General features: G+C 75.0%; 7 protein-coding genes. 2 read left to right on the top strand and 5 right to left on the bottom strand.

The features are described 5' to 3' along the window. Nucleotides 1–500: 500 nt before the first annotated feature. The 5 genes from ACIGDI_RS12650 to ACIGDI_RS12670 form a co-directional block, all read right to left on the bottom strand. Nucleotides 501–2132 (bottom strand): hypothetical protein, encoded by a 1632-nt coding sequence (locus ACIGDI_RS12650; protein ID WP_399894563.1) that lies wholly within the window; start codon nucleotides 2130–2132, stop codon nucleotides 501–503. 174 nt (nucleotides 2133–2306) lie between these two features. After that, nucleotides 2307–3605 (bottom strand): hypothetical protein, encoded by a 1299-nt coding sequence (locus tag ACIGDI_RS12655; RefSeq protein WP_399894566.1) that lies wholly within the window; start codon nucleotides 3603–3605, stop codon nucleotides 2307–2309. Between the two features lie 271 nt (nucleotides 3606–3876). After that, nucleotides 3877–5043: a VWA domain-containing protein gene (locus tag ACIGDI_RS12660; protein WP_399895280.1), complete on the bottom strand. Its 1167-nt coding sequence runs from the start codon at nucleotides 5041–5043 to the stop codon at nucleotides 3877–3879. A 160-nt stretch (nucleotides 5044–5203) separates the two neighbouring features. Next, on the bottom strand, nucleotides 5204–7756 hold the full coding sequence (locus ACIGDI_RS12665) for a DUF5682 family protein (protein WP_399894569.1): 2553 nt from the start codon (nucleotides 7754–7756) through the stop codon (nucleotides 5204–5206). 106 nt (nucleotides 7757–7862) lie between these two features. Then, nucleotides 7863–9002: an AAA family ATPase gene (locus ACIGDI_RS12670; RefSeq protein ID WP_399894572.1), complete on the bottom strand. Its 1140-nt coding sequence runs from the start codon at nucleotides 9000–9002 to the stop codon at nucleotides 7863–7865. 133 nt (nucleotides 9003–9135) lie between these two features. Here ACIGDI_RS12670 and ACIGDI_RS12675 point away from each other — a divergent pair, with 133 nt between their 5' ends. Then, nucleotides 9136–10485, top strand: coding sequence for an SWIM zinc finger family protein (locus ACIGDI_RS12675; protein ID WP_399894575.1), 1350 nt, complete (start codon nucleotides 9136–9138; stop codon nucleotides 10483–10485). A gap of 256 nt (nucleotides 10486–10741) precedes the next feature. Further along, nucleotides 10742–12361: a DUF5691 domain-containing protein gene (locus ACIGDI_RS12680; protein WP_399894578.1), complete on the top strand. Its 1620-nt coding sequence runs from the start codon at nucleotides 10742–10744 to the stop codon at nucleotides 12359–12361. Nucleotides 12362–12386 lie beyond the last annotated feature (25 nt).

The following is a 12386-nucleotide window of genomic DNA, read 5'->3' on the forward strand; positions in this document are numbered from 1 at the left end:
CCGTGCTCACTGGCACGGCGTGCCGCGCGTGAGGCGGCGGTGTGCTCCACGTGCGGGGGTGACGTGCCGGATGTGAGGGGGCGGCAGACGAGCGGGGAGAGGCCGGGGAGGAGGCGGGGAGCAACCGGGGAGAGATCGGGGAAAGGGCTGTGAGCAGCCGGAAATCGGCCAAAGTGGGGGCTGAGGACGAGGCGGGGCCCCACCGGGCTGGGGTTGGCCCGGTGAGGCCCCTGGTACGGCCCCGAGGTCGCTCGAAAGCGCCGTGTCACGGGGCCCGGCCGGGCGGTCCCCACCCCAATGGGGACCGCCCGGCCCGTTCCGCGAGGCGTCGGGTGGGCCGGCCGACGGATTTCGGCCGTCCGGGTCCCTCGTCCTCACGGAACCGGTCGTTCGCCGCGTGTGCCCCCACCCGGCCGCCGGGCGCGTTCAGCGGACGCGCCCGCGGGGTGCGGTCGTCGCGGCGTTCGGTCGGTCGTCGTACGACGCCGGCCGCGAAAGGGTCAGATGCTGTACGGGCGGGCCTGGTGCACGTCCGCCGCGTCCCGGAGGTGGCCCGGAGCGACCGACTCGGCCACGCCCCGGACGCCGGTGACCGCGTGCCCGGCGAGCGGGCCGCCGGTGGCCTCGACCGTGCCGGTGAGGTCCTCGGCGAACGGCGCGGTCCGGCCCGTGACGCCGTCGGCGAAGGAACCGGCCTCGCCGACGACACCGCCCGCGAACGGCGTGACGTCACCCGCGACGCCGTACGCCAGTCCGGTCGCGCTGCCGGTGACGGGCCGGACGAGCCCGACGACGGGCTGGACCGCCCGGACGACGTCCTGCGCGAACGGGTCGACCTGGCCGCCGACGCCGTACGCCAGACCGGTCGTGCCGCCGGCGACACCCTGCGCGAGCGGCGGCACGTCCGCGACGACCCCGCCGGCGAAGCCGTGCACGTCCCCGGTCACGCCGTACGCCAGACCGCCGACATCCCCGACGGCCTGCCCGGCGACGGGCAGCACCCCGTGCACCGCGGTGTCCGCCACCGGCGGCAGCACGGAGCCGGTGACGTCGTGGGCTACCTCGCCGACGAGCCCGGTGGCGTAAGGCGGCACGTCCGCGACGACACCGCCCGCCACGGGCGCGACCCCGCCGACGGCCTCCGTGGCAACGCCCCGCACCCCGGTCACGGCACCGGCGGCGACGGGCAGCGTGCCGGAGACGGTGCCGCCGACGACCGGTACGGCGCCCGCCACCGCGTGATCGGCGAGCGGCGGGACGACCGACGCGGCCGTCTCGTCGACGACCGGCACGACCGTGCCGGGCACGCTCCCGACCGTGCCGAGAACCTGCTGCTCGGCTCCGCCGACGGTGCCCGTGACATGGCCCGGGACGGCGGAGACGGAGGCCTGGGCCGCGGAGGTGACGGTGCTCGCGGCACGGCCCGCGGAGGTGACGATGCCCGCGGCACGGCCCGCGCCCGCGATGGTGTGCCGCGCCTTCGTCCGCACGACGCCGTCGACGCCGTCCGCCCGGGAACGGGCCGCCGCCTGCGCACCCTGCAGCTTCGTCTGCGCCGCGGCGAGCGCCTCCTCGACTTCCGGCGCGAAGACGGAGAGCGGTCCGAAGAGGTAGTCGACGCCGTCCTGGGGGGCGTGGGCCGGCTCGGAGACGGTGGTGTCGGCGGCGGTGGTGGCCTTGTCGGCGGTGGCCCGTGCCTTCGCCTGGGCGGCGCGGGCGGCCTTGGCGCCCTGGATGGCCGCGGCGCCCTTGATGCTCGCGGCCCTGGAGGTCACGGCAGCCGGTGCCTTCGACGCGGTGGCGGCAGCGGCGGCGCCCTTGCGGACCTGGTCGGCGGTGCCGGTCGTGACAGGCGCGGTGGAGGTGGCCGCCGCGGCGGTCCCGGTCACGCCCGAGACGGTGTCCTGCACGCCGGTGACGACGCCGTCGACGGTGCCGGTGACCGTGTCGGTGACGGTGCCGGTCAGCGTGCCGAGGGTGTTCTGGGCGTCAGTCGCGCTGTCGGTGGCCGTGTCCGACGTGGACAGGGACGAGGACGGCAGCTCGTCCGCGCTGGCGACAGCGGAACCGAGTGCCCACGCGCCGGACACACCGGCGGCTATGACGATCGAGCGACGGATGTTCTTGTTCATGCGTGCGTCAGATCCTTCGGATCCATGGAAGCGCCGAGGCGTTCGCGGAGGCCCGGGCCCTGCCGTGCAAGCGGGCCGCGGAGCTCGGGGGAGCTCGGTCTTCTTCGGGAGGCTTGGGGACATTTCCGGTGCGTCCGGCGGCCCTCGGAAGGCTGTCCGGACGGAGGAGCCGCCTCAGGCGGGGGAAACCGGTATGTCCCGGTGCCTGTCCCGGGTCGCGTCGCCGTTCGCACGGGCGGCGGCGCCGGACAGCAGACGCAGGGGCGCCCGCTGGTTCAGGGCGACGGCCTGCGCGTCACCGTGCCTCGGTGTGCCGCCGTCGACGGCGGACCGGTTGCTCAGTACGCCGGTCGGGTCGCCGCCGCCGGGAGCCTGCGGGACCTGGACGTGCCCGGCACCGTCGGCTGCCCGCCGTGCCTCGCCCCGGGCGGGGGCGTGAGCGGTGCCGCCGACCACGTCGAGACGCGGCCCGGACGCCGCCGCCCGCGCCCGCTTCCCGGTGGAACCTTCACTCGTGGCCGCCGAGTGTCCCGGCCCGTCCGGCTGGGTCACCGGCGCGGGCAGGGTCTGCCCCGGAACGGAAGGCAGGCCCGGCAGACCGGGCAGGGACGGCGTGCCCGGCAGCTGCGGCACCGACGGCAGAGATGGAAGGGAAGGCAACTGCGGCAGCCCCGGTATCGGCGCGGTCGCCTCGGCCAGTCCGCCCGTCACCGTCACGACCAGGTCGCCGACGGGCCGCAGAACCGCTTCGTCCACGGTCCGCACGACACCTTCGACCACAGAGCCGAGCACCGGAACGCCCTGGGCGGTGCTGTGGGCGGGGGTGGTGCTGTGGGCGGGGGTGGCCTCGGAACCGGCGGGGGTGCTGGAGCCGACGGGGGTGGCGGAACCGGCCGGGATGCCGGAACCGGCCGGGATGCCGGAACCGGCAGGGATGCCGGAACCGGCCGGGATGCCGGAACCGGCCGGGATGCCGGAACCGGCCGGGATGCCGGAACCGGCAGGGCCGGCTTCGGCGGGAGGCGTCGCTGCGGGCGACGTCGGCTTCGGCTTCGGGCTCCGCTGAGTGGAGCCGGCGGGCTTCGGCCGCGAGGAGTCCCCTGGCCGGACGTGCCCGGCCGGCGCGTGCGGCCGGGGCTTGCCCGGAGCATCGGGTTCGATGCGTCCGGGGGAGGCCGTGAGGGCGTAGACCAGGGTGGCCGGAGCGGACACGAGGCGCCCGACCGCGTTCTGCAGCGACGCCTCCACGCCGTCCGTGGAAGCCGCCGAGACCATCGGAGCGACCGGCGCCACCTGCCCGGGCGCCGAAGACGTCGTCCCCGGCGTCTCGTCCGCCGCGTGTGCCTGCTCCCCGCAGAAGAACCCGAGCGCGAACAGCCCGCCGACCAGCACCATCACCCGCAGCGCACGCCGACCGGCCGCGGTGCGCATCACGCGCAGAGCGGCGGCGGGCAAGGCTGCCGGCCAGGTCAAGAGGGGAGTCCTCTCGTGCGGCGGAACGGTGCGGACGAACTCCGCGGGGTGGGGCCGTGGTGAGCCATGAGGCGGCACGACGCCGTGCGGACGAGCGGAGCGCGTCGCCCCGCCGATGAGGCGTCGATACTTGCACGGCCCTCCCGAGGTAGCGCAAGCCCCCTGTTACCGATGGGTAGTCATGTCCGTTTTGCTGGGCCAAGTCGGACGACGACTGGTCGACAAATCGTCATCCGACCCATCTGCCTGACGGGCCTTCAGGCGGTGGCCGTCAGGCCTTGTCCGGTATCGGCAGCGGCCGCTTCTCGATCGCCGCCGCCATCACCTCCGGGAAGAGGTCGGGCGTGCAGGCGAACGCCGGCGCCCCCAGCGCGGCGAGCGCGGCCGCGTGCTCACGGTCGTACGCCGGGGCCCCTTCGTCGGAGAGCGCGAGCAGCGCGACGAACTGCACGCCGGACGCCTTCATCGCGGCGACCCGCTTGAGCATCTCGTCGCGGATGCCGCCCTCGTAGAGGTCACTGATCAGTACGACGACCGTCTCGGCGGGCCGGCTGATCTGCGACTGGCAGTAGGCGAGCGCCCGGTTGATGTCCGTACCGCCGCCCAGTTGTGTGCCGAAGAGGACGTCGACCGGGTCGTCGAGCTGGTCGGTCAGGTCGACGACCGCCGTGTCGAAGACGACGAGTCGCGTGGAGATCGTCCGCATCGAGGCGAGCACCGCCCCGAACACCGAGGCGTACACCACCGACGCCGCCATGGATCCCGATTGATCGATACAGAGCACGACCTCCTTCTTCGTGGACTGGGACGCCCGCCCGTATCCGATGAGCCGCTCGGGCACGACGGTCCGGTACTCGGGCAGGTAGTGCTTGAGGTTGGCCGCGATGGTGCGGTTCCAGTCGATGTCGTGATGGCGCGGCCGACTGATCCGGGCGCTGCGGTCCAGGGCGCCGGTGAGCGTGGCCCGGGTGCGGGAGGCGAGCCGCTTCTCCAGGTCCTCGACGACCTTGCGCACGACGGCCCGCGCCGTCTCCTTCGTGGTCTCCGGCATCGCCTTGTTGAGCGAGAGCAGCGTGCCGACGAGGTGCACGTCGGCCTCCACCGCCTCCAGCATCTCCGGCTCCAGCAGCAGCGTGGACAGTCCGAGCCGGTCGATGGCGTCGCGCTGCATGACCTGGACGACGGTGGAGGGGAAGTAGGTCCGGATGTCCCCGAGCCACCGCGCCACGGACGGCGCCGACGCGCCGAGCCCCGCGGAACGGTCCCGTCCCCGCTGCCCCTGCCTGTCCGCCTTCCCGTACAGCGCGGTCAACGCCCCGTCCATCGCGGCGTCCCGACCGGACAGCGCGCACCCGGTGCCGTCGGCGGCGTCGCCCCCGAGGACCAGCCGCCAGCGCCGCAGCCGCTCCTGCGCCGGCTCCGTCGCCTCGGCCGTCATCGCCGCACCGCCGTACGGGTCCTGTCCCACAGCGGAACGACGGCGATGGCGTGCTTGGGTCGGTCCTGCGTGCCGCCGCCTTCGCCGTTCACTCCGGCCGCCATCCCTCCGACGGCCGCTCTTCCGGCGCCCTCTCGTGTCTTCCTCGGCCGGTCGTTCGTCATCCCGTCACCCCCGCAAGGTCGTTTTCGACGTTCGCTTCCGCCCGTTCCGGCTCGACGTCCGCTTCCGCCCGATCCGGTTCGAGACTCTCTTCCGCCCGCTCCGAAGCGTCCGCCCCACCGAGCCCCAACAGCAGCCGCACCACCGGCATTACGGCGTCGGCGCGTTCGCTCTCGAGCTCCGCCGCGAAGCCGGGCAGGCCGGAACCGGCCGCCACGGAACTCGCCCGCTGCCCCGGCCCCCGCCGCACGAGTTCGCCCAGCGTGCGCCGCACTCCGGGCTCGTACGCCGAGAACGTCCGCCGCAGCAGCGGCAGTACATCGGTGAACGCCTCCGCCGGAACCCCGGTCAGCCAGGCGTCGACCAGCCCGAGCAGCCTCTCGTCGTGCAGGAGGAGCATCCCGCCGCCCGAGCCTCCGCCGACGAAGCCCTCGATCCACGCCGCCGCGTCGCCCGGAGGCGTTCCCGGCGACAGCACGAGCCCCATGAGCCTGGCCGCCTCGTCCTGGGCCAACTCACCGTCGTCCAGCAGAAGTCGTACGGCCCGCCCACGGATCACACCGGGCACGGTGTCGCGCACGGACAGCACGTGCAGGACCGCCTGCCAACGGGAGCGCAGGTCGTCCGCCGGCCGTCCCGCGGACTCCGGTGCGTCGGCGAGGAGCGCCACCGCCCCCTGCACCGCGTCCACATGGCGCCGCATCTCCTCGGCCGCGTCCGCGTCCAGAGCCGCGCAGGCCGGCGGGAGGCCGACGAAGATCCGCTCAGCGAGTCCCGCCGCGACCCCGGCCAGCGCCCCGGTGTCCGTGCCGCGCACGTCGCCGTAGCGCAGGGAGCGGACCAGGGCCGGCAGGGCCTGGGCGAGATGGCCGACGTCAGCGTCGAGCGCGGCCCGGTCGGCGAGGACCTGCATCACCACGGGCAGCGCGTCTGGCAGTTCGGCCAGCAGGCAGCGCTCGGCGAGCGCGGTGACCTCGGCGAGCCCCTGGGCGGCGACCGCGTCCGCCTCCGCCTTGGCCGTCGCGGCGGCGAGCACGGTCGTGCCCCACACCCCCGCTTCCGCCACCCGCACGGCCAGCTCAGGCTCCCAGCGCAGCCGCCATGTCTCCCGGAATGTCCCCGTGCTCCCCCGCGAGGCCACCGGCTCGCCCCATGCGACGCCCAGCAGCCGCAGCCGGTGCAGCAGCCTGCTGCGCCCGGCGTCGGTCTCCTTGCGCAGGTCCAGCTCCAACTCCCGTTCGAGCGCCTCCGGCTTGAGCCGCAACCGGCGCTGGATCCGGTCCAGATCCCGCTGCAACGGCACCGCCGGCGCCGACCGCGGCACCTCCCCCAGCACGTCCCCGACTACCAGCCGGTCGTGCACCAGCGCCAGCGGCACGTCCGAGCCCTCGCACATCACCGCGCGCACGGCGTCGGTCGTCTCGCCGAGCCCCGGCAGCGGACGGCCGCGCATCGCGGCGAGCGTCTCGGCCAGCCGTACCGCCTCGATGACGTGCGCGGAGGAGACGAGCCGGTCCTCCTCGCGCAGCAGTCCGGCGACCTTGGTCAGCCACCGCTCGACCGGCCGGTCCGGTGCGCCGAACAGATGCCCGTACCAGCCCGGGGAGTCGATTCCCGCGCCGTAGCCGCTGGCCCGGGACAGACGCCGGTGCGTCCACGGCACCCACGTCATGTCCGCCTTCACCTTGGGCAGGCCCTTCAGCAGCGCCCGGTCGACGGTGACGGCGGTCCTCCGCCGCAGCGCGGGTACGTGCCAGGCACCGCACACGACGGCCACCTCGTCCCCGAACTCCCTTTGTGCCGCCCGCAGCTGGAGCCGCATGTACGCCTCGCGCACGAGGTCCCGGTCATGCCCTCCGTCGCCGTACGTCTCCCGCAGCGTCCCCATCGCCTCTTCGAGCACCCTGAACGGCGCGAAGGGGTCCCCCTCGCCGCTTCCCCGGTGCTCCACGACGTCCTCCCACCACCGTTCGGGATCGTCGTACCCGGCGGCTTCGGCGAGCACCGCGAGGGGGTCGACACGGAGGTCGGCGTCCGAAGGGCCCGCACCGCCCCGGGTGTCACCGGCCTCCCCACCGTCGTCCTCGGCCCCCGCGGCCCCACTGCCCTCAGCCCCTTCGCCGTCGGCGCCCGCGCCCGCGTCCGCGGACCCGTCGCCCTCCTCCCCCACGGCTCGGTCGGTCTCGTCCCGCCCCCACGCCAGCGTGTGCGTCGCCGGCAGGTCGATGAAACGGGCCGGCACCTCGTGCTCCAGCGCCCAGCGGATCGCGACCCACTCCGGGGAGAACTCGGCGAGCGGCCAGAAGGCCGATCGGCCGGGCTCGTCTACGGCGTGGGCGAGCAGGGCGACCGGCGGCCGCATGTCCTCCTCGCCGGCCAGCGCGATCAACGCGTCGGCCTCGGGCGGCCCCTCGATCAGCACGGTCCGGGGCCGGGCCGCGTCCAGCGCCGCCCGCACGGCGCGTGCCGAACCGGGCCCGTGATGCCGCACGCCGAGCAGCAGCGGCCCGCCCCCGGCCGTCCGGCCCCCGTCCCTCTCAAGCCCCGTCACACCGTCCCCCTCGCCCTCGTCCTCGAATCCACCGCCTGCCCGCGCAGGACACCTCCCTCACGGCGCCCGCCCCCGCCGCTCCCCGCCGTCCCGCTCCCCCGGTCCGTCACGCGCTCACCTCTCGGCAGGCCCGGTAGAAGTCCGTCCAGCCGTCCCGCTCGCGGACGACCGCCTCCAGGTACTCGCGCCAGACGACACGGTCGGCCGCGGGGTCGCGGACGACGGCGCCGAGGATGCCCGCGGCGACGTCGCCGGCCCGCAGGACGCCGTCGCCGAAGTGGGCCGCCAGGGCCAGCCCGTTGGTGACGACGGAGATCGCCTCGGCCGTCGACAGCGTGCCGCTCGGGGACTTGACCTTGGTCCGGCCGTCGGAGGTGACGCCGTCGCGCAGTTCACGGAAGACCGTCACGACGCGGCGGATCTCGTCGACGCCGTCGGGCACCGACGGCAGGTCGAGGGAGCGGCCGATCTGGTCGACGCGCCGCGAGACGATGTCGACCTCGGCCTCGACGCTCTCCGGCAGCGGCAGCACCACCGTGTTGAAGCGGCGGCGCAGGGCGCTGGAGAGGTCGTTGACCCCGCGGTCGCGGTCGTTGGCCGTGGCGATCAGGTTGAAGCCGCGGACCGCCTGCACCTCCTGCCCCAGTTCCGGTATCGGCAGCGTCTTCTCGGACAGGATGGTGATGAGGGTGTCCTGCACGTCGGCCGGGATGCGGGTCAGCTCCTCCACCCGCGCCGTCATCCCCTCCGCCATGGCCCGCATGACCGGGCTCGGCACCAGGGCGTCGCGGCTCGGGCCGTGTGCCAGGAGCTGCGCGTAGTTCCAGCCGTAGCGGATCGCCTCCTCCGGCGTGCCCGCCGTGCCCTGCACGAGCAGCGTCGAGTCGCCGCTGACCGCCGCCGCCAGGTGTTCCGACACCCAGGTCTTGGCCGTGCCGGGCACGCCCAGCAGGAGCAGTGCGCGGTCGGTGGCGAGCGTGGTGACGGCCACCTCGACGATGCGGCGCGGGCCCACGTACTTCGGTGTGATCACGGTGCCGTCCGGCAGGGTGCCGCCGAGCAGATACGTCGCCACCGCCCACGGCGACAGCTTCCAGCGGACCGGGCGCGGGCGGTCGTCCTGCGCGGCCAGCGCGGCGAGTTCACCGGCGAAGGCGTCCTCGGCGTGCGGCCGCAACGCCTCGGCCGGCTCCTTCGCACGTGCTTCGGCCGCTTCGACGGTCGTCGGTTCCACGGACACAGACATGGCTGAGGCTCCCTCCAGCTCGGCCGGTTCGGATCTGCCACCAACCGTGCACCACGCCACTGACAATCCGTTCTGACCTGCGGAAACGTGTTCGCGGGGTCGATTGTCAGTGGTGGGATCTACCGTCGAAGACATGACTCAGCAGGGGATGCGCTGGAGCGCGGACCAGGTGCTGGCGCTGGCGCCTGACGCCGCGTCACGCAAAGCGGGCAGCAAACTCGGGGCGACGGGGCCGTGGTCCGAGACGGGCAGCTGTGACGAGGGGACGGTGTGGGGGCTGTGCAGGGGCAGCGGCAGCAAGCCGTATCAAACGGTCGTCGACCTCGCGGACGCGGCGGGCCCGGCGTACAAGTGCAGTTGTCCGAGCCGCAAGTTCCCGTGCAAGCACGCGCTCGGGTTGCTGCTGCTGTGGGCGGAGGACGAGGCGGTGCCGGCCGGGCAGGCGCCGGACTGGGCGGTGCAGTGGATAGAGGGGAGAAGGCAGCGCGCCGAGCAGAAGCGGGAGGCGGGAGCCGCCGGTTCGTCGGGCGCCACTGATCCGGAGGCGGCGCGGCGCCGGGCGGACCGCCGGGCCGAGCGGGTCACCGCGGGGGCGACCGAGCTCGAACAGCGCCTGGCGGACCTGTTGCGCGGCGGTCTGGCGGGCGCGGAGCAGGCGGGGTACGGGCTGTGGGAGGAGACGGCGGCCCGCATGGTGGACGCGCAGGCGCCCGGACTGGCGGCGCGTGTGCGGGAGTTGGGGGTGATCCCGTCGTCCGGGCCGGGCTGGCCGGTGCGTCTGCTGGAGGAGTGCGCGCTGCTGCACCTGCTGGACCAGGGGTGGCTGGGTCGTGAGCGGCTGCCGGAGGGGCTGGCGGCGACGGTCCGGTCCCGCGTGGGCCTGCCGGGTAACGCGGACGGTCCGCCGCTGCGCGACCGCTGGCTGGTCCTCGCGCAGCACGACACGGCGGACTCCCGGCTGACGACGCGCCGGATCTGGCTCCACGGCGCCGACTCGGAGCGCACGGTGCTGCTGCTGTCCTACGGTGCCGCGGGCCGGGCCCCGGAGCTAGCGCTGCCGGTGGGACTGGTTCTGGACGCGGAGGTGTCGGCCTATCCGGGCACCGGGCAGCCGCGGGCGGCGCTCGGTGAGCAGTTCGCACCCCCGGCGCCGGCGGCGATACGACCGCGGGGGGTGACGACCTCGCAGGCCGCCGCCCGGTACGGCTCGGCGCTGCGGGACGACCCCTGGCTGGAGTCCGTACCGGTGACGCTGGACCGGGTCGTACCGACGCCGGACGGCGACTCGTGGCAGCTCACGGACGCCGACGAGGACACGGCGCTGCCGCTCACGCCCGCCGCCAGGTCCCGCCCGGGCCTGTGGCGCCTGGTCGCCCTCTCGGGCGGAGCCCCCGTGACGGTCTTCGGCGAGTGCGGTCACCGCGGCTTCACCCCGCTGACGGCCTGGTCCGAGGCGGCCGGCGAGGCGGTGCCCCTGTGCTGAGCCACCCGGCCGGACAGCGGCGCCGTACGGCGGCGGAGGGGGACGGCACGCACCTCACCCGCCACCGGCGTCCACCGCGGCCGCCCCGCCACAGGCCCACTGCGATCACAGACCCCAGGAGACCGTCCCATCACTCGCCACTCACAGTAATCACAGGCCCCTTTCTTACCGGATCTATGCATTTGTCCGGCCCGACGGGACACCCGGTTCCTGTGAGTCTTCAACGACTCCCGGGCGCCTCACGGAGAGGAAGCGCATGACGATCAGGACATCCACAGCTGTGGATACTCCCGCGCCGGGCGCCTGGGAGGAGCTCGTGACGGTGGCGCTGCTCGGCACCGAGCGGCGTACGCCGCCGGGCGGCACGCCGGGACGGGAAGCGCCGGTGGCGCTGCTGGACGCGGCGGCCGTGCAGACCCTCAGGCGGCGGGCCGGACTGCTGCCGGCCCGCGCCGCCACGCGGCCGGAGCCGGCCGCCGAGGACCCGCGCCCCCCGCTGCCCGCGGCGGCGGCCCGCAGGCTGGCGCTGCTGCTCGCGGACCGCCCCGGCACGGGCGGCGGCCGCAGAGGCACGGCACCGGACCTGATGGAGCTGCTGCCCCAGTGGCTCGCGACGGCGAACGCCCGCGGCTTCGCCGCACCCCCTCAGATGCTGCCCGCGCTGCTGGACGCGGCCAGGGGGCGTACGGACCTGCGGCCGGCGGCCCTGGCGTTCGCCGGACCGCGCGCGATGTGGCTCGCCCGGCTCAACCCGGACTGGCGGTTCGCCCTGCGAGCGGCCCCCGGCGGGGGCGCGGCGCTGCCGCGGCTCGAGGACGAGGAGCGGACCCGGCGGCTGTGGCAGGAGGGTCTGTTCGCGGAACGCGTCGCCCTGCTGTCCGCACTGCGCGCCCGGGAGCCCGCCGCCGCGCGTGAGCTGCTGGCGACGACCTGGCCGACGGAGCGGGCCGAGGACCGCCTGATGTTCCTCGACTCGCTGCGGACGGGCCTCGGCCCGCAGGACGAGCCGTTCCTGGAGCAGGCGTTGGCCGACCGCAGCCGCAACGTCAGGGCGACGGCCGCCGAGTTGCTCTCGGCGCTGCCCGGATCGGCTCTCGCCGCGCGGATGGCGGTCCGGGCCGGGGCCTGCGTGGCCGTCGACCGCACCGGGGACACACCGACGATCGCCGTCGAAGCGCCGCACGAGTGCGACGCGGGCATGGAGCGGGACGGAGTCGTGGCGAAGGCTCCGGCGGGGCGGGGCGAACGGTCGTGGTGGTTCGGGCAGTTGGTCGAGGCGGCACCGCTCGCGACCTGGTCCGGCCGGCTCGGCGGGCGGACACCCGCACAGATCGTGGCCCTGCCGGTGGCGGACGACTGGCAGGGCGAACTGCACGCGGCGTGGTGCCGGGCCGCCGTACGGCAGCGGGACCCCGAGTGGGCGCAAGCCCTGCTCGGTGTTCCCTCGGCGCCGGAGGCGGGCGGGCCGGGGGCGGTGTCCCTGGCCGAGCGCGCCAAGCTGCTCGGCACACTGACCGCCGGCGAACGGGCCGACTGGGTGGCCGGGTTCATCGCGGCCCACGGACTGTCCGAGGCGTTCCAGCTGCTCGGGGTGTGCGCGGTGCCGTGGTCCGCACCGCTCGGGCGGGCGGTGGTCGACGCACTCAACATCGCGCGTGACGCGGGGAGTTACCCATGGAGCTTCAGCGGAGTGATGGGCCTGGCCGAGCGCTGCCTCGACCCCTCCGAGGCCGGCCGTCTCGACGGCCTGCTGGCGGTCCCGGCCGAGACGGAGGACTCCTCGCCGGGAGCGGGCGGCTACTGGGCGGAGGCGTTCCAGCGCCTGGGTACGACGTTGCGCCTGCGCGCGGCGATGGCGGAGGAGCTGGGGGCGTAGGGCGGCAGGTCTTCGGGACCGGCCA

The organism is Streptomyces sp. NPDC085900, from assembly GCF_044540925.1.
Lineage (GTDB): Bacteria > Actinomycetota > Actinomycetes > Streptomycetales > Streptomycetaceae > Streptomyces > Streptomyces gilvifuscus.